General features: G+C 41.9%; 14 protein-coding genes and 4 tRNA genes. 10 read left to right on the forward strand and 8 right to left on the reverse strand.

Annotated features, from left to right (window positions below; genetic code table 11):
- Positions 1 to 94 precede the first annotated feature (94 nt).
- From R7Q39_RS05960 to R7Q39_RS05975, 4 genes are all read left to right on the forward strand, one after another.
- On the forward strand, positions 95 to 1,054 hold the full coding sequence (locus R7Q39_RS05960) for a diguanylate cyclase domain-containing protein (protein WP_258615868.1): 960 nt from the start codon (positions 95 to 97) through the stop codon (positions 1,052 to 1,054).
- A 227-nt stretch (positions 1,055 to 1,281) separates the two neighbouring features.
- Positions 1,282 to 2,268: an ABC transporter substrate-binding protein gene (locus tag R7Q39_RS05965; RefSeq protein ID WP_318075909.1), complete on the forward strand. Its 987-nt coding sequence runs from the start codon at positions 1,282 to 1,284 to the stop codon at positions 2,266 to 2,268.
- 133 nt (positions 2,269 to 2,401) lie between these two features.
- The gene (locus R7Q39_RS05970; RefSeq protein ID WP_318075910.1) at positions 2,402 to 3,607 is read left to right on the forward strand and encodes a diguanylate cyclase domain-containing protein; all 1,206 of its coding nucleotides are present in this window, start codon (positions 2,402 to 2,404) and stop codon (positions 3,605 to 3,607) included.
- Positions 3,608 to 3,842: 235 nt separating this feature from the next.
- Positions 3,843 to 4,835 carry an LLM class flavin-dependent oxidoreductase gene (locus R7Q39_RS05975; protein WP_005376038.1) on the forward strand — a complete coding sequence of 331 codons (993 nt, stop codon included), beginning with the start codon at positions 3,843 to 3,845 and terminating at the stop codon, positions 4,833 to 4,835.
- A 5-nt stretch (positions 4,836 to 4,840) separates the two neighbouring features.
- On the opposite strand, the gene R7Q39_RS05980 is transcribed toward R7Q39_RS05975, so the two are convergent.
- A tRNA-Cys gene (locus R7Q39_RS05980) sits at positions 4,841 to 4,914 on the reverse strand.
- A gap of 36 nt (positions 4,915 to 4,950) precedes the next feature.
- Positions 4,951 to 5,037 (reverse strand) — tRNA-Leu (locus R7Q39_RS05985).
- Positions 5,038 to 5,338: 301 nt separating this feature from the next.
- Between R7Q39_RS05985 and R7Q39_RS05990 the strand changes: the two genes are divergently transcribed.
- Both R7Q39_RS05990 and R7Q39_RS05995 read left to right on the forward strand, forming a co-directional pair.
- Positions 5,339 to 6,268: a CHAD domain-containing protein gene (locus R7Q39_RS05990; RefSeq protein WP_318075912.1), complete on the forward strand. Its 930-nt coding sequence runs from the start codon at positions 5,339 to 5,341 to the stop codon at positions 6,266 to 6,268.
- 69 nt (positions 6,269 to 6,337) lie between these two features.
- The gene (locus tag R7Q39_RS05995; RefSeq protein WP_318075913.1) at positions 6,338 to 7,126 is read left to right on the forward strand and encodes a lipase family protein; all 789 of its coding nucleotides are present in this window, start codon (positions 6,338 to 6,340) and stop codon (positions 7,124 to 7,126) included.
- 74 nt (positions 7,127 to 7,200) lie between these two features.
- Here R7Q39_RS05995 and R7Q39_RS06000 read toward each other — a convergent pair whose 3' ends face one another.
- The 4 genes from R7Q39_RS06000 to R7Q39_RS06015 form a co-directional block, all read right to left on the reverse strand.
- Complete coding sequence (locus R7Q39_RS06000; RefSeq protein WP_258676440.1) at positions 7,201 to 7,455, reverse strand: nitrite reductase; 255 nt, start codon at positions 7,453 to 7,455, stop codon at positions 7,201 to 7,203.
- 130 nt (positions 7,456 to 7,585) lie between these two features.
- The gene (gene amyS / locus R7Q39_RS06005) at positions 7,586 to 9,109 is read right to left on the reverse strand and encodes an alpha-amylase (RefSeq protein ID WP_318075915.1); all 1,524 of its coding nucleotides are present in this window, start codon (positions 9,107 to 9,109) and stop codon (positions 7,586 to 7,588) included.
- Positions 9,110 to 9,416: 307 nt separating this feature from the next.
- A tRNA-Cys gene (locus tag R7Q39_RS06010) sits at positions 9,417 to 9,490 on the reverse strand.
- Positions 9,491 to 9,526: 36 nt separating this feature from the next.
- Positions 9,527 to 9,613 (reverse strand) — tRNA-Leu (locus tag R7Q39_RS06015).
- A gap of 550 nt (positions 9,614 to 10,163) precedes the next feature.
- Here R7Q39_RS06015 and R7Q39_RS06020 point away from each other — a divergent pair.
- The 4 genes from R7Q39_RS06020 (at position 10,164) to R7Q39_RS06035 (ending at position 14,574) form a co-directional block, all read left to right on the forward strand.
- The gene (locus R7Q39_RS06020; RefSeq protein ID WP_005375988.1) at positions 10,164 to 11,795 is read left to right on the forward strand and encodes a methyl-accepting chemotaxis protein; all 1,632 of its coding nucleotides are present in this window, start codon (positions 10,164 to 10,166) and stop codon (positions 11,793 to 11,795) included.
- A 201-nt stretch (positions 11,796 to 11,996) separates the two neighbouring features.
- Positions 11,997 to 13,226 carry an alanine racemase gene (gene alr / locus R7Q39_RS06025; protein WP_025767730.1) on the forward strand — a complete coding sequence of 410 codons (1,230 nt, stop codon included), beginning with the start codon at positions 11,997 to 11,999 and terminating at the stop codon, positions 13,224 to 13,226.
- Between the two features lie 311 nt (positions 13,227 to 13,537).
- Positions 13,538 to 14,269 carry an AzlC family ABC transporter permease gene (locus R7Q39_RS06030; protein ID WP_017820197.1) on the forward strand — a complete coding sequence of 244 codons (732 nt, stop codon included), beginning with the start codon at positions 13,538 to 13,540 and terminating at the stop codon, positions 14,267 to 14,269.
- Positions 14,266 to 14,574 (forward strand): AzlD family protein, encoded by a 309-nt coding sequence (locus R7Q39_RS06035; protein ID WP_017820198.1) that lies wholly within the window; start codon positions 14,266 to 14,268, stop codon positions 14,572 to 14,574. The genes R7Q39_RS06030 and R7Q39_RS06035 overlap by 4 nt, the downstream gene beginning before the upstream one ends.
- 140 nt (positions 14,575 to 14,714) lie before the next feature.
- On the opposite strand, the gene dld is transcribed toward R7Q39_RS06035, so the two are convergent.
- On the reverse strand, positions 14,715 to 16,421 hold the full coding sequence (gene dld, locus R7Q39_RS06040) for a D-lactate dehydrogenase (RefSeq protein ID WP_318075917.1): 1,707 nt from the start codon (positions 16,419 to 16,421) through the stop codon (positions 14,715 to 14,717).
- 382 nt (positions 16,422 to 16,803) lie between these two features.
- Complete coding sequence (locus R7Q39_RS06045) at positions 16,804 to 17,706, reverse strand: LysR family transcriptional regulator (RefSeq protein ID WP_017633645.1); 903 nt, start codon at positions 17,704 to 17,706, stop codon at positions 16,804 to 16,806.
- Positions 17,707 to 18,018: the final 312 nt, after the last annotated feature.

Below are 18,018 nucleotides of genomic sequence, written 5' to 3' on the forward strand. Positions count from 1 at the left end.
ATATTCAATATTTATATCTCCAAGCTCAATCATAGAAATTGCAAAGTATTTTTCGTATATTGTCGCTCCGAAAACGACGTAAATTATGCGCAAAATGGAAGAATATCTAACTCGAATTGCCTGCTTAGAAAAAGAAAATGAAGAGCTGAAGCGGAAGAATGCGCGACTACAAGAAAAGTTGAATGCTGCACTCGACAGTAATGGACTGTGTTTGTGGGAGCAGCATATTCCTTCAGGTACTTTGACGATATTCAATATGCAGTGGGGAAAAATGCTAGGTTATCAGCCCCATGAGTTAACCGCGACGGTTGAAACGTGGAAAAACAATCTCCACCCTGAAGATTATGATCTTGCGGTGGGTGCATTTGAAGATCACCTAGCAGGCAAGACCGACCTTTATGAGGTAGTGCATCGCATGATTCATAAAGACGGCAGTGATAGCTGGGTCTACGATCGAGGGCGCATCGTCGAGTGTGGTTCTGATGGCGAACCACTACGGATGATGGGTACTCATATCGATATTACAAAAGAAAAGCGTTATGAGCAGCAACTGGCCAAGTTGGCTTCGAGTGATCCATTGACTGGATTGTTAAATAGAAAAGCAATTGAGGAAAACTTTAATCATCAACCTCAAACCGAACCGTCTCAGCAGTCTGCTTTAGTGTTTGTTGATATAGATAATTTTAAAGCAGTTAACGACCAGCTAGGCCATCATACTGGCGACACCCTCCTCATCAATATCGCCAATAGCTTAACAGAGCTTGCGTCAAGCAAGTCTCAAGTTGGACGCATAGGAGGCGATGAATTTGTTATCTTAAACTGGCATTCAAGTCGAGAGGAAATATCCCAACTTTGCAATCAACTCTTAGATTCAATCATTCCAGCGATAAATCAAGACTTACATAAAGTAACGATAGGAATGAGTATCGGTGTTTGTCTCTTTAACAAAGGAAAGCAACCGTTTAATGAAGTGTATCAAAAAGCCGATCACGCAATGTATGAGATAAAGAAAAATGGCAAAAATGGAGTACAATTTTTCAACTTAAAAAGTTGATATCTCTCCATAAATCATCATGTTATGAAATCAGTCATTTGCTACAACTTGAACTAACTCAAGATAAATTCTTTATATCTAAGCCAGTTACCGAAATTACCCCTAGGTACTCATAAATTTGGCACGATACAAATAAATCCCCTCCTCTCCTAGCATCAACCCAATAAGCAACTACACTCATTTAACTGATAGATTAATTACTACTATTATGAAGGGAGTTGTTTTTGATGGATACAAAACAGATTTCTACAGTTATCATAATTTTAGTTCTTTCTGTATTAGTAGTTACTTATTTAAAGTTAACAACGGTATCAAATGCTATCCACAAACCTACAACAATCGGTATATCTAAGACGCCTCTGTCAGCCCCTTTTATCATTGCAGAGCACATAGGTGCGTTTGAAGAAAACGATTTAAACGTCGAACTTATCATGTGCTTTGGAGGGGTCGAATGTTCAAACCTACTTCTAGAAAACCATGTTAATTACGCCACTTTTTCTGAAAGCGTACTGATGTTTAAAAGCTTTGAATACAAAGATTTAGCATTAATCACTTCTTTTGCATCTTCTACGAATGATATTAAGCTGCTAACTAAAAAGCGGTCTGGTATAGAAAGTATAGATAAATTACCAGGAAAAAAGGTTGGTGTAATAAAAAAGAGCGCTAGCGAGTATTACTTAGACTTGTTGCTACAGGTAAATGACATTGATTTAGAAAAAGTAGAAAAAATATCATCAACAACGCAGGTTATTATAAATCATTTAATACAAGGAAACGTCGATGCAATATCTACCTGGGAGCCATACGGATTTATGGCCAAGAATAGAATAAATGAAGAAGTAAAGAACATAGGAATTATTGGCGTGTATAAACTTTACTTTTTGCTTGTATCAAAAGAAATACACATTGAAAAATCAGATAAAGAAGTAATGAAAATAATAAAGTCACTTCATCACTCAATTAACTGGATGGATAAAAACCCTCATTTAACAATGAAAATACTATCACAAAAACTTAACACAACAGTTGAAGAAATATCTTGGAGCTGGGATGATTATAACTTTCGATTAAATTTAACGAATTCTTTATTATTTACATTACAATCAGAAGCTAATTGGGCATTAAAACAAAACTATGTAGAAGGACAGATTCCAAATTACAGAAAAATATTTAAAGAAAACTATATCAATTCATATTTTGATGGTCTAGATTAAAATGCATCGTTCGTTAAACCACTATTTAGCATCACTATTCAGTCTAAGCGTAATACTATGTATCAGCGTTATAGTATACATAAGCTTCATAAAAATAGAAGATTATAAAGCCAAGAAACAATTAAACCAAATAATGGACATACAAATATCATTAGAATCATTAAGTAGTTATCTTTGGGCTTACACTCAAAATAGGGAAAAAAACAATTTCACACAATTCATGATTTCTCATAACAAATTAAACGAATTATTATCTCAAAATGAAGATGTTTTATACCTTACTAAAGACCTAAAAAAAATGAATCTCGAACTGTATTTTTTAGTTCAATACGAAAATAATCATTTACTAGACAAAGATCGCCATTATGATTCAGTCGTAAATTATAATAAATCAAATCCTGCCATACAATCCAGAATAAACATTGTATCCCAGGATATGAACAATGAAATAATATATATTTATAAAAAAATACTTAATAATAAGTCTACAAAACTACAAAATTTAAATTATTACACTCAAGCAGGTATTATTTTTATCTCTCTGGCTGTTATGCTATTGTGCTTTTATATAAAAATAAAGTTCAAAAGAAGCTTTCAAAGATTTATAAATGGAATAAAACAATTAAGCAGGTCAAATTTTGACTATAAAATCCCTTCAGAAAATCAATTCACGGAATTTGAAAATCTGTCTTGTTACTTCAATAAAATGGCGGCATTGTTAAACCACACAACAATATCAAAATCAAAACTTAAAGAAGAAGTAGAGAATCAAACTTCAGTTCTAAATCGTCAAAAAGAAAGTTTGGTATTTTTGTCTGAGCACGACTCCTTAACTAATATCTACAATCGTCGAGCAATAGAAAAACATTTGATCCAGCTTACGCGTAATTTCAGAGGCAGTGAGAATAGTTTTAGTTTGTTTTTTATAGATTTAAATTTATTTAAGGATATTAACGATAGCCATGGCCATGAGGCAGGTGATGCAGTGTTAAAATCTGTAGCTAGTAGATTATCAAGTATTATCGACGAATCAGACATGGTAGGCCGCTTTGGTGGAGATGAATTTATTATTATTCATCGTTCACACACAACAGGTACGTCTCTGTCTGCATGTGCACTACGCTATATCCAAGAAATAGAAAAAGTAATTCATTTTAAAGGTAAAGAGTTAGGCGTCGGAGCTAGCATTGGTATTGCACTCTATCCTGAGCATGGGTCGAATGTACATGAATTATTAACAGCGGCAGACAAGTCTATGTATCAGTCAAAACGTTCTAAAGCTAGCTCGTTCACTATTGTCGACAACAGCAGTTCGCTGTTAAAGAGGCCTATGTTTTAATCTAAAGTAGCTGTGGAAACGTTCTACATGCGAATATTCAACGACATCGACCACTGTGGCCACTTACAGTAATAAAGCCGCTTTTATCACATAGCAAAAGCTAAACTCGTAAGCTAAACGCTCTCCAGGCATTGAAGAAAAATAATCCATTGTGAATGGTTAATCCTCCCCTTTTAAACGTCAACTTTCACCACCATATGATAGTTAAGATTCATTAACAGGCTATAACTATCCTATGTCTTTTCCTCGTTTATCTGTTCTGGATTTGGCCCCCGTGTCCGACGGAACAAACTTCACCGAAACGTTCGAACGCTCCGTTGAATTAGCTCAATCAATCGAGTCCTGGGGCTATCATCGGTTTTGGATGGCTGAACACCATAACATGCCCGACATCGCCAGTGCCGCAACCAGTGTATTACTCAGTCATATTGGAGCGCACACGAACTCGATCCGTTTAGGATCAGGTGGAATCATGTTACCTAACCATGCACCACTAGTTATTGCAGAGCAATTCGGAACGTTAGAGGCATTATACCCTGGTCGTATTGACCTCGGATTAGGACGCGCACCAGGCACCGACTACCAAACAATGCATGCATTAAGGCGGGAACCAGAGCATATGGATCCTGACTTTGAAGAGCTGTTGGAGGAACTTAATTTCTTTCTTGGTCCCGTATCTCGAAATCAACCAGTCGCGGCTTATCCAGGTAACAACACATCTCTGCCGATTTGGCTTCTGGGGTCGAGTACATACAGCGCACGTTTAGCAGCTAAGAGAGGCTTACCTTTCGCATTTGCTGCACACTTTGCTCCAGATGCAATGTCTCGTGCTCTAAACTTTTATCGAGATGAGTTTGTCCCATCCGAGCATTTAGCTCAACCCTATGTGATGATTTGTGCCAACGTTATCGTAGCGGATACTCAGTCACATGCAGATTTTCTCGCGACAACAGAGAAGCAAAAATTCTTAAAAATGATTCGCGGCAATCGCGAAAAACTTCGCGCACCAGTGAAAAGTATGGCACCACTATGGTCAGCACAGGAAAAGCTTCACGTTGAAACTCAATTACGTGAATCTATCCATGGTGATCAAACATATGTAAGACAGAAAATTGAGAAACTTTTGGAACGCACTGGGGCAGATGAAATTATGGTAAACACGATGGTGTTTGAACAATCTGAGAAGTTGAGATCCTACAGGTTACTATCGGAACTCATGGACAAGTAAAAGAATGGAGGCGCCTCCCGGAGTCGAACCGAGGTCCACGGATTTGCAATCCGCTGCATAGCCACTCTGCCAAGGCGCCTTTCTGATATTGTATCTCTGTCACCAAAGATTTTGATGGTGCCCCGGGCCGGACTTGAACCGGCACAGCGCGAACGCCGAGGGATTTTAAATCCCTTGTGTCTACCAATTCCACCACCAGGGCAACGCAATCATGCGATGGGTTAGACACCATCTGTCTCAGCGACCTTTGCCGTGAGAACGAGGCGTACTTTAACGGATTAATTTATCTGGTCAACAAAAAATTAGTCTCTTTTATTCAAATGGTTAAAAAGCCAACTCAAACGAACAAAGGGCGATCATTTTGCTCACAAGAACATCAGCATGCTTTGCTCTCGTTTACTTTGCTTCATCACTTCATGTCAATGAGGAATCGACAAGTCGCACAAATTGGCAGTATGGGTATAAACTTAACTCGTACTGCAGGGGACAAATAAGCGCTCATCATGTTTCGAAAGTCATCATTTCAATTACCGCTACATACTGATTCCGAACTCGACTTCGTAGTGTCCCACTTCTTACTTACTGAATTTGATTATGCACGCTCTCTGGAACAGGGGATCGTCCATGACTTGGACCCTGAATATACACACCAGTATCGCGTCACACTAAGGCGCATACGCTCACTATGCTTACTACTTCGCGAACTGATCCCTCCTTTTGAACAGCGTATTTTGAAGCCTCATTTAAAAATAATGATGAAGAAAACAAATAAGCTGCGTGATTTGGACGTATTTATCTTGGGCAAAAAACAATACATTGAAATGCTCCCAAACCACAAATCGTCTCTTGAGCAGCTTTTTGGCTTTATCGAAGCCGAACGTGCTTACGAACAGGCAAGAGTTACGCGTTGGCTAGCTACAAAAGAATACACAACGCACTGCACTTTGGTCAGGAATAGTCTGCTGCGAAGTACGCAACACGAACGAGTGGATAGCAACGTACCTGCGTTACTCTTCGCAAGCCAAAAAATCTCCGATCAATCTAAAAAAGTTGATAAAGCACGGCGCAAGATCTCGGACAAAAGTCGTGACAGCGTGATTCATTCGATGCGGATAAAGTGCAAAGCGCTTCGTTATTTGTTAGAAGGATTTTCCACGCTCTATCCTTCCCAACAGCACAAAAACAACGTGAAACAACTAAAACTATTGCAAGACAAGCTCGGTGACTTTAACGACACTTCAAGTCAAATTGAATTTTTCGCACAACTCAAAGAGACAGCAAATCTTGATAAACAAGATCGTAAGGCTTTGAAAAAGCTAATTAACGTGCTTAGCGAACATCATGCACTCTCTCGCCAAACCATCTTGACGCATTTAAGCCAGTTTGACTCTTTCATTCGCGATACCAATACACAGAATCTCTACCGACCCTAAATCAAGGTTCACGTATTTTTAATATTCATTAATTACAGTCAAACGTTAGGCTCCACTAAGAAAGTTAACGTGAAACCATTAAAACGATACCAATACGAGCGCTATGCGGTGCTTTGTAATCTCGCCTACCCTCGCGTCTTCAGGCAAACTCAATACGGGTTCGATCCTAATGGGCAACGAGTCATTAGAAATGAACACGGTAAGATTATGATTCGCGTGCTCTGGAGTAAAAAACAGAGTGAAGTGGTCGTAGTGATTAAAGGCTCACACAGTATCAGTGATTGGTTGTTGAACTTCGCGATGTGGACGAGAAGCTGTCGAAGGTTGGGACTAAACTATCGCATTCACGCGGGTTTCTATCATCTGTTGTTCCAAGAAAGTTTACCGAGCCGGAATGAAGATCGGTTAGGGTTGACCGTGATCGAACGCCTCGAAGGTATCGTTGTACCACTTATTCTCACGGGGAAAAGAATCACTATTACTGGCCACTCTTCAGGTGGCGCGATTGGCAGTGTTTTTGCTGACTATATTGAGAAAAAATACCCAAAAAGCATTAAACGCGTGGTCACTTTCGGACAGCCCGCTGTCGGGGATTGGACGTTTAAGAAACGCTACCGTTTGGGGCACAAAACATACAGGATTTGTTGCGACATCGACATCGTGACCTTTATGCCGCCCGTACCTTTTTTGTATTGGCATGTAGGCAAAATGCTATGGTTATATAACGGGAGAATATACGAGAACACCCCAACGCTCATACGGCTTGGGCGCTCCTTATTTAGTTGGCTAATGCGACCGTTCTCTTATCACTTTATGAGTAAATACATTCGCGACAAAGACTTTTTTGATGAACGCTGAGTTAAACATCCGAAAGGTATGACGTACAGACACGAAAAAGCCGGACTTCGCCGGCTTTACGATTAAGTGGTGATCTACAGAGAGGCAATTTCTTTTTCAAGTTGATATTTGTTATCTGTGACAATTCGCTCTAACACTTCAACACGTCGCTTCAAGTCACCAATTTGCTTGTTAAGGTTATCTTGTTCTTCTCGGCTCATCGTATTACGTTCAGATATCTCCAACGCTCTTACTTCTTTACGATGGTTCAAGATTAACCTTATTATCCCGCCCCCAAATATGGCACCGAACACAATAGCCACAACCAATACATCAGCAATAGATTCCATTCTTTATCTTCCTCTAGATTATGCTCAACTATAAGTTACTCATTTGTCGAATGAATATCAAATAACACATTGATTCATTGAAGAGTTTTATCAAGAATTGCCTACTCTGTATCAAAATCACAGGAATGGATTATTCAACGCCAACCCAAACCGAGACAGATCCGCCGTTTACTGGGAACTCAGCCCAACCATTCGCATCAGTCCAAACTTCTTCAGTTCGGGTACCCAACTTGTCTACGTAGCGAGCACTTGGTTTACCCGTATACATCCACTTCGAGCCGCCAGGTCCATCACTCATGATCACGGCCATTGAATGTCGATGCTTTGCATCACCTTCTCGAGTCCAACCAATTACGTCCCAGTGGTCGAGATAAGAATGTTGTTTGCCATACGCATAATCTTTACGCAGTGTTACTAGCTCTTTAATGTAAGGCACTTTGACCATATTGATGTCATGCCCTTTATCACTGTACTGCGCGCCGTAGTAATCTGCATAAAACACGGATGGATAACCTTCTTCACGCAATAAGATAAATGCGTAAGCGAGCGGCTTAAACCACCAATCAACCGTCGACTCCAAAGCCTGCAAAGGTTGAGTATCATGGTTTTCTACTAAGGTTACCGCTTTGACTGGATTGTCCTTCATCAGCGTACCATCCATGATTTGACGCATATCGTAGCTACCACCCGATTTAGACGCATTGTAGAAGTTCATATGTAACGGTGCGTCGAATAGAGACATGCTGCCAGAAGTTTTGGTGATAAAGTTATGCAGCTGATTCACATCGTAGTTCCAGTACTCTCCGACCGTGAAAAGTTCTTTCCCTGTTTTCCAACGTAGGTGATCAATCCATTCTTGCAGGTATTGATATTTGATGTGCTTCACCGCGTCCATTCTAAACCCATCAACACCCGTCATGTTGATATACCACTCACCCCAGTCTTTCAGCTCTTGCTTCACTTCAGGGTGATCCATGTCTAGATCAGCGTACATAAGGTAATCGTAGTTGCCTTTTTCCGAGCTAACTTCCCAATCCCATGCCTTACCCTCACCTTTGAATTTGAAGATAGCTTTTTCTTCGCCAGCATCGTCCCAATCCACGCCATCAAAGTGGTACCACGTCCAATGAAAGTTTGAGTACTTGTCGTTGCGCCCAGGGAAATCAAACTCTACCCACGCTTCAATCCATTTATCACCAAGTTCAATATTTCGGTTGTTCCAATCTACTCGCTTGGTATCAACCCAAGACTTTCCATCCGCACCACCGCGATGGTTGAACACCACATCGCCATAAATCTGGATATTGTTTTTATGGGCAGCATTGATGGCGCTTAGGTACTGATCTTTGGTGCCATACTTGGTGCGCACCGAACCTTTTTGATCAAACTCTCCCAAATCGTACATATCATAAACGCCATAACCGACGTCGTTGCTACCACCAGCACCTTTATAGGCGGGTGGTAACCATAACGCAGTAAAGCCGTTATCAGATAGTGCCGACGCGTTGTTTTCAACTTGTGTCCAGAGTGCACCGTCATTTGGCACATACCAATGGAAATACTGCATCATGGTGCCATTTTGTGCCGCCATTACAGGCGAACTGAGCAGCAAAGTTAAGGGTAAAAGTGTAGGTTTAAGGTTGAATGTTTTCATTATTTTTCTCTCACGTTAAGGACTAGAATCCTCCTTTCTGCATATACGCACCAAGCGATACTAACTATGACGCTAGCTAGGTTGCTGCCTGTAATACAAAAAGTTCGGATTACAATCGAAGAGAAACTATCACCAATCACACTATACAATTATTGAGTTGTCTAACATTTATAAAATCAATAATTAGCGCGTTAAAAATATTGAATGGTGATCAAAACATGGGAGACTTTAGGAAAGCGCGAAGGGTTACGAAAAGGCGGATTAAAAACGAAAAAAGCCAGTCATTTAAGACTGGCTTTCGAAATAGTGGAGGCGCCTCCCGGAGTCGAACCGAGGTCCACGGATTTGCAATCCGCTGCATAGCCACTCTGCCAAGGCGCCTTTCTGATATTGTATCTCTGTCACCAAAGATTTTGATGGTGCCCCGGGCCGGACTTGAACCGGCACAGCGCGAACGCCGAGGGATTTTAAATCCCTTGTGTCTACCAATTCCACCACCAGGGCAACGCAATCATGCGATGGGTTAGACACCATCTGTCTCATCGACCTTTGCCGTGAGAACGAGGCGTACTTTAACGGATTAATTTATCTGGTCAACAATAAATTTTATCTTTTTTATTTAAGTGCTTAAAAAGCGATCTGACTAGTACATTTGGCATTCAATTAGACCAATAAGCACCCGTTCCCTTTCATTAGCCCTGAAGTCATACGCATACTAGTGTCCGTAACTGCTTCGAGGTAAACACGCGACTATCACGTTATGAACGCTGATCTTTTCACCGCTGTAACATCTGTAACAATTTAATTCCCTACTCTTGGCACGATTGCGTACAGAACATCATATTTTGTTACTGATAACTTTATATCGAATGTGGTCGTACCTTTATAAAATCATTGACTTTTTTTATTTTCAAACAAAGCTCAATTCATTATCGAAAATATCAATAAATAATGGTACGTTACACGAGTTGCAGTAATTTAATGGACATATATCACATATAAGGATGTGGTTTACTTTGGCGACACAACATAAGAAAAACAAGGTATATCACTAATGTCTATCAAGAATCTTTCTATAGCGAAAAAGATATCGCTATCGTTTTTACTCATTGCCATCGTCAACATTGCATTTGGCGTGTTTTTATCTACAGAGCTCAAAAGCATCAAATCTGAGCTTTTAAACTATACCGATGATACGCTTCCTGCAATGGAAAGGGTCGATTCGATTCGAGATCATTTGTCTCGCTGGCGCCGAGCTCAATTTGCTGCGTACACTTATGAAGACGCAGACCAAGTCAAAACTAAAATTTCTAACAATATTAGAGAACGCGAAAAGATCACTAGAGAGCTCAACGCTTACGGTGAAACTATCTGGCCTGGCGAAGAGCAGCAAACTTACCAGCGTCTTATGCGTCAATGGAAAAAGTACTTGGTTACTATGGACCAGTACAATGAAGCGATGCTAGCTAACGACAAAAGCAAGGCCCACCCTATTTTGGCGAACTCTTTGTCTGCTTTCGAAGCGGTTGACTCAGAGTTAGGCGAACTAATCCGTCTCCTTAAAGAAGCTATGGACAGCAACAAAACTCACATCCTGTCCTCTGTAAATGGATTGAGTAATTCTTCAATTGCAAGTAACGTGATTATTCTACTGATCATGGTAGGCATGACATACGTGCTGACTCGCCTAATTTGTGGCCCACTTAAACTTGTTGTTGAGCAAGCAAATGCCATCGCAACAGGTGATCTATCAAGTGACATTGACCGTAAAGCAATCGGCAATGATGAGCTTGGTGAACTGGCAGACGCGACCACTAAGATGCAAGATGACTTACGCCAAGTTATCGATAACGTGATTGCTGCAGTTACTCAGTTAAGCAGCGCTGTCGAAGAGATGAACCAAATCTCCGATATTTCTGCGTCTGGTATGAAAGATCAACAGCTGCAAATTACGCACATCGCAACAGCAATGACAGAAATGAAAGCGGCCGTAGCCGATGTTGCTCGTAACACTGAAGACTCAGCGAACCAAGCTAACGAAGCAAACCGCCGCACACAACACGGTGTTCGTGAAACCCAAGGTATGGTTGACGCGATTCAAGAAGTTTCAAATGTAATTGGCGCTGCAGGCGATACCGTAGCAGAGCTTGAACAGCAATCGAATAAAATTAACGTTATCGTGGATGTTATCCGCGACATCGCCGATCAAACCAACCTACTTGCACTTAATGCAGCCATTGAAGCGGCGCGTGCTGGTGAGTCTGGTCGTGGCTTTGCCGTCGTTGCAGACGAAGTTCGAACTCTTGCTGGCCGTACGCAAGATTCAACGAGTGAAATCACTTCGATCATTGAGCAGCTACAATCACTTGCAAAAGACGCAAAATCAGCCACTGAACTTTCTAGAACCAGTATCTCAGAATGTGCAGAACAAGGCATTCAATCAAAACAGCTGATGAGCGACATTGAGCATTCGATTTCGGACATCTCAGACATGGGTACCCAAATCGCCACGGCTTGTAACCAGCAAGACTCTGTTGCGGAAGAGCTTAACCGCAGCATTGAAAACATACATTTAGCATCTCAAGAGGTCTCGCAAGGCTCGGAGCAAACCGCACAGGCGTGCCGCGAACTAAGCCAGCTATCCATTTCTCTTAAAGATGTAATGAGCCGCTTTAAACTGAGTTAAACTCAGTGGGTACCTTAGTAGATATCAAATCAATCCCGATTTGCTTAAATTGAATGTCATCACTGAGGTATATTTAGGTATATATTAAATCACTATCTTAATAAACGCTCCAAAGCACCACTTGGAGCGTTTTACTTCGTCAGGTACTTTCCCCAAGTACTCAATAACATAACCAATACAAAAAACGCGTACGGAGACTTTATGCGCTTAAATAAAACCTTACTATCACTGACTATCGCTGCTGCAATCGCGGTTCCTGTAATGCAAGCTACTGCTGCTCCTCTTCAAATTAGCAATACAGCAGCAAAAGCAGAGCAAGTTCAAGGTGCTAACGCTTGGCTAGAAATAAACTTAGGTCAGTTCCGCGATAATATTGAGCAGTTTAAATCGCACATGGATGGCAAAACGAAAATTTGTGCCGTGATGAAAGCCGACGCATACGGCAATGGTATCGCAGGCCTGATGCCGACTATTATCGAGCAACAAATTCCTTGCGTTGCCGTTGCAAGTAACGCCGAAGCACAAACTGTTCGCGACAGTGGCTTTAAAGGCCAACTTATGCGTGTACGCTCAGCGGATATTGGCGAGATTGAAGCCGCAATCAACCTAAATGTCGAAGAGTTGATAGGCACAGCAGAGCAAGCTAAAGCACTGTCTAAACTAGCCGAGAAAGCTGGTAAAGAAATCAAAGTTCACCTTGCTCTGAACGACGGTGGTATGGGACGTAATGGTGTTGATATGACGACAGAAGCAGGCAAGAAAGAAGCGCTAAAAATCGCTCAACAAGCTGGCGTAAATATTGTTGGTATCATGACTCATTTCCCTAACTACAATGCAGACGACGTGCGCCAAAAGTTAGCTTCATTCAAAGACAGTTCTGCATGGCTGATTAAAGAAGCGAATCTAAAACGCGACAACATTTTACTGCACGTAGCAAACTCTTACACCGCGCTTAATGTTCCTGAGGCGCAGCTTGATATGGTTCGTCCTGGTGGCGTTTTATACGGAGACTTACCAACTAACCCTGAGTACCCTTCTATCGTGTCTTTCAAAACACGCGTGGCATCCGTTCACCACCTGCCAAAAAATAGCACAGTCGGTTACGACAGCAGCTACACAACAAGCAAAGAAAGCTTAATGGCGAACATTCCTGTTGGTTACTCTGATGGTTATCCACGAAAAATGGGGAATACGGCAGAAGTTCTGATCAATGGCCAACGTGCAAAAGTTGCGGGCGTTGCTTCAATGAACACTACTATGGTAGATGTTACAGGGATCAAAGATGTTGAGCCTGGTTCTGAAGTTGTTTTGTTTGGCTCCCAACAAGGCAAAACGATTTCAGCTGCTGAGATGGAAAAACACGCAGAAGTCATCTTCCCTGAACTATACACGGTTTGGGGAAGCGCGAACCCTCGTGTCTACGTAAAATAAACCTATTCAGTTATTCGTAACAGAGCGAAAAAGCGAGCCTCGTGCTCGCTTTCTTTCTTATTTACTAATCTGTACTAGCTCGTGATGTTATCAATTAAACAGAGCTTACTATTTCTGTTGTTTTATTCTCCTTTAGCACTACCAAGCGCGACTCTCTACACTCTGTTTCTTAAAGCCGCTTGGATGGCTCAATTTTATATAGCACTTAGAGTTTGAAAGCCCCTCCAATTGATGTTAAACATGAAGTTTACAAAAGAATAACAAACACACTCGTATGGCACTGCCCCTTTGCCTGCTAGCTAGGTATCTCTATGACAGAAAATACTCAACATCTTCAACGCTCCTCCACTGAGTTGCACGAATTTAATCGGCTTGACGTCTGGAACGGCTTCACCCAACTTTTACCCCTCTCTATGTTCGTGGTCATATTTGGCCTCGCTTTCGGTGTTGCTGCGGTACAGACTGGACTAGATGTATTTCCCACTATGTTGATGAGCACACTGGTCTTCGCCGGTGCTTCACAATTTGCCACGTTAGAAATGTGGGGAGCAGAAGTCCCTCTCATTCCAGTTCTTATTACTGTATTTGCTATTAATGCTCGTCACCTCTTGATGGGAGCTACACTTTATCCATGGTTACGACAACTCCCACCAACAAAACGTTACGGTGTAATGCTGGTAGCATCAGACGCTAACTGGGCAATGGCACTCAATGCATTTGGTAGAAAAGAACCAGGCTTTGGCTTGCTTGTTGGTGGCGGCTTAGCGATGTGGTCTTTTTGGATTGTGGGCACCTGGATCGGCATTTATTTTGGTAGCGCAATCAAAGATCCGGTGGGCCTAGGGCTCGATATGGTTATGGGATGCTTCCTGCTGTCTATGGTGGTGGCCGGGCCGAAAGACTTAAGAATCTTTGCTATTTGGGCCATAGCAGCAGCCTCTTCTATGTTGGCGTATTGGTATTTGCCAGAGAATAGCCACGTAGTGGTTGGCGCCATTACTGGCGGAGTCTTGGGTGCTTGTTGGAAGGAGAAGAAAGCATGAACATCGAAACAACCTTAGGTGGCACACTGCTTATCATTATCGCTATGGCGTTAGTCACGCTCATAACCCGCTGGGGCGGAGTGTATGTTATGTCATTCATTCCAATTAGCGAACGGGTTCAACGTTTCATTACTGCGATGTCAGGCTCCGTACTGGTTGCCCTTTTAGCTCCGCTAGCAGTAGAGGGTGATAATGGTGCTAGAGCAGCACTGTTTTCTACTGCTGTTGTCATGTTCATCGTGAAAAAGCCTCTACCCGCAATTGCAGCAGGCATCATCGCCGCCGCCGCGGTACGTGCTCTTTAGTCGCTGTTTCAACGCCGATACCAGTCATCAATAAAAGACCCAAAACACAAAGCCCTGATGTCACGAGTGTCATCAGGGCTTATCTTATGCTCATCATTTTAACGATGAACAACGATTATTAATCATGGTGAGACAGCACATCACGCACAGCAGTTACAATTGCGCTTATATTTGTCCATTTTACCAATACCAGGGTTAAAGGTATTGGTTGGGTCTAATTCGTGGTAAAACCTCTGCAACGAGTTTTCGGCTTCATACAAGTGACCCACGTTATGTTCTGCTGGGTATTTGGCACCACGGCTATTGAGGTGCTCTAGCATCAGCTTTTTCATCAACTTCGTGTCAGTCCCTTTTTTGAAAATGTAATCTTGATGGAAGACGTAACACATAAAGTGACCATAATAGAGCGCTTGAACAAGGTTCTTACTCACCTCTTCAGGCAAAGTTTCTAGCCACTCTTCATCATTACGTCGCAAAGCAATATCAAGTGCAACGATGTCTTCTACGTCTTTTCGGTGAATCGTCTCGTAACGAATTGCTGCACCTGCTGCTGCAAAGCGATGTAAATAAGCTTTTTTACCCTCTTCCGGCGTACACTCGAAGAAATCACAGTCGTCTTCAACAGCCCAAACTTCTTTGAGGTATTTTTGCGCCTCAGCAATACCACCATCACTCATTTTCAATACCAGGTGATGCTCATACTTGTCACGGAAATCCAGCATTCGTTCTGGTAAATGTTGTGGGAACAACTTGCTCGCGTAGTACAAAATGGTGTCTGGCAAATATTTACTGACAAACGGGATGCGCTCTAAGAAGTTTTCTACCTTAGCTTTAAGTGCGAACATTTTTGGCAGCTTATCTGTGCCTAACAAGTCGATGGATAAGAACACATCCTTGCCGTACTTCTCTGCCATGTTGAAGATATCTCGATGCAAGTATTCTCCCATCTCAGGCAAGTTATCAAACGTAGATAAGAAGTCTTGTCGCAACTTGGTTAGTTTCGCAGGGTCATTGGTGCCAAGGTAAAAAACCTGCTCTTTTTCGGGGACTGGGTAGCTGTCAACCCGAACGGCAAAAACCCCCAACTTACCAGCGCAGCCACTGGCTTCAAATAATCGGCGTTCATCGGCATTAAAGCGAGAAGGAATGTCAGAAGTCACGTCTCGAACACGTTCATCGTATTCTCTGTCTGATGCCATTCGCTCATCATGAATGATCTTCGCTGGGTCAAAGTTCCCTTCTTGCAGGTTTGTTAGAATTTCTTCTGGCGTTTCACCTAATCCTTCAATACCAAGGTGGTTCACCAAATGTAACTGGCCTTGCTTATCGACCTGCGCGTAGATCGCCAGTTCCGTATAAGCAGGACCACGCTTAACTAGCGCACCGCCTGAGTTATTGGCGATACCACCGACCACAGTGGCACCTAGCGATGAAGAGCCGATGATAGAATGCGGTGCTCGGTTCACTGCCTTCAACTCTTTCTCCAAAGAGTGTAAGCTCGCACCAGGCAAGCAAACCGCCTGCTTACCACCATCTAATAAGTGAATCTTCTTGATTTTGGTAATATTGATCACAACCACATCGCGATCATAATCATTACCACTCGGAGCTGAGCCCTCTGTTAAACCTGTTTTAGCCGCCTGCATGATAATGATGCAGTTTGCTTCAACACACTGTTTAATAATCTTCCATTGTTCTAGAAGAGTGTTAGGAAACACGATAGCAAGCGCATTACCACTACCCGAACGAAACCCCGAGCGGTAATATTTCGTTTTAACCTCGTCGGTTAGAACATTTTCTTCCCCCACGATGGTTTTAAATTCTTCAATCAGCTGCTTTTGTTTCATATCCGTATCTCTAGTTATTGTACTTCGCTCACAACACCGCTTAGCGGCAGGCATGGCGTTTGAGCCACTATAAGCAGTCCATTTCTCTGCGTCTATGTCAGGCGGACGAACAATACGTAATCAATAAACAACAAACAAAATAATTCTTTATTTTTCTGTTACTTATCTTTCACATTTGAGAAATTTAACGTAAGAAACAGACCGTTTCTTAAAAGAAACAATAGCAAAACCATTTGTTAACAGTTGTGCGGGGTATCTTGTTATCAATATTAGTGAAGAAAACGAGGAGAAGCGTAAGCTCCTAAATTTAAGAGGACTCTTAGAAATGAAGATGGAAACATAAGCTCAACACCAACATAACGATCGGTGTTGAGTTATTGGCTTAAAATCGATGGTTTTGACTTTGAAAGCTTGTGTATAGATGATCGATAAAGATCTTAATTTTTTCTGGTTGCTGACGAGTGTAAGGGTACACCGCATAAATACCCAAACATTTGGCTGTTTCGTCTTTAAATAACTGAATCAGACTGCCTTGCTTTAAGTCTTCATAAACCAATACACGCGGCACATAGATGATTCCCTGCCCTAACAGCGCCACATTTCTCAATACAGAAGAATTGTTAGTACAGAGGTTACCGTCGACGGTGATTTGATATACCTCGTCTCCATCTTTAAACGCCCACTCATGCGCTCCGGTTTCTTGGTAGGAATAGACTAAACAATTGTGTTTAGCCAAGGCTTGAGGTTGTTTAGGTATGCCATGTTTAGCTAGGTATTGGGGTGACGCGCAAATGATCCAATTTGCATCCACCAGCTTTCTTGCAATCAGACTAGAATCTGGCAACACACCCGTTCTAATTGCCAAATCAAAACGTTCATTCACGATATCGACGAAACGATTATCTAGATCCATATCGATATTGATGTCTGGGTATTTCTGATTAAATTCATTAATCACTTGAGGAAGAATTAATTCACCAGAGATAGTAGGCACCGAAATTTTAATGTTTCCAGATAAGTTTTTACCTAAACCCACAATGGATTCTTCCGCCGTTGCCACCGCTTGATAAACCGCTTTTGCATGAGTAAAAAACGCTCGTCCTGCTTCAGTCAACGTTAGCGTTCGCGTTGTTCGGTAGAGAAGCTGTACACCAAGCTCTTGTTCAAGCTTGGCAATCCGTTTACTGACGACCGATTTGGTCAGTGACATATGTCTCGCGGCAGCACTGAATGAACCTTGCTCGATCAAGTGATAAAAAATGATGTAATCGTCGGTATTTCTCATGCGTCTTCGTCAAATCCTTTGGAAGCCCGTATTGTAAACTGAAATTGGCTGAGGTGCGAAACATCGGGTCACACTTAATATCAGAAACTCGTGACAGAGATGGGGTTGCTAAGCTCACAGGTAATGAAAAAGAGATGGTGTGAATTTATCAGTCTTCAGATACAAAAAAACCAGCTTTCGCTGGTTTTAAGTTGATGCACTTGGCATCGAGATACCGCCATGGCCATATCTGAATAATTTGGAGCGACACACGAGGTTCGAACTCGTGACCTCAACCTTGGCAAGGTTGCGCTCTACCAACTGAGCTAGTGT

It is taken from the genome of Vibrio sp. 947, assembly GCF_033339115.1.
Taxonomy (GTDB): Bacteria; Pseudomonadota; Gammaproteobacteria; order Enterobacterales; family Vibrionaceae; genus Vibrio; species Vibrio alginolyticus.

Bases quoted from the DNA above. Each gene is read 5' to 3' on its own strand.
- R7Q39_RS05960 (WP_258615868.1), top strand. From the start codon at position 95: ATGGAAGAATATCTAACTCGAATTGCCTGCTTAGAAAAAGAAAATGAA.
- R7Q39_RS05965 (WP_318075909.1), top strand. From the start codon at position 1,282: ATGGATACAAAACAGATTTCTACAGTTATCATAATTTTAGTTCTTTCT.
- R7Q39_RS05970 (WP_318075910.1), top strand. From the start codon at position 2,402: ATGGACATACAAATATCATTAGAATCATTAAGTAGTTATCTTTGGGCT.
- R7Q39_RS05975 (WP_005376038.1), top strand. From the start codon at position 3,843: ATGTCTTTTCCTCGTTTATCTGTTCTGGATTTGGCCCCCGTGTCCGAC.
- R7Q39_RS05990 (WP_318075912.1), top strand. From the start codon at position 5,339: ATGTTTCGAAAGTCATCATTTCAATTACCGCTACATACTGATTCCGAA.
- R7Q39_RS06000 (WP_258676440.1), bottom strand. From the start codon at position 7,455: ATGGAATCTATTGCTGATGTATTGGTTGTGGCTATTGTGTTCGGTGCC.
- amyS (WP_318075915.1), bottom strand. From the start codon at position 9,109: ATGAAAACATTCAACCTTAAACCTACACTTTTACCCTTAACTTTGCTG.
- R7Q39_RS06020 (WP_005375988.1), top strand. From the start codon at position 10,164: ATGTCTATCAAGAATCTTTCTATAGCGAAAAAGATATCGCTATCGTTT.
- alr (WP_025767730.1), top strand. From the start codon at position 11,997: ATGCGCTTAAATAAAACCTTACTATCACTGACTATCGCTGCTGCAATC.
- R7Q39_RS06030 (WP_017820197.1), top strand. From the start codon at position 13,538: ATGACAGAAAATACTCAACATCTTCAACGCTCCTCCACTGAGTTGCAC.
- R7Q39_RS06035 (WP_017820198.1), top strand. From the start codon at position 14,266: ATGAACATCGAAACAACCTTAGGTGGCACACTGCTTATCATTATCGCT.
- dld (WP_318075917.1), bottom strand. From the start codon at position 16,421: ATGAAACAAAAGCAGCTGATTGAAGAATTTAAAACCATCGTGGGGGAA.
- R7Q39_RS06045 (WP_017633645.1), bottom strand. From the start codon at position 17,706: ATGAGAAATACCGACGATTACATCATTTTTTATCACTTGATCGAGCAA.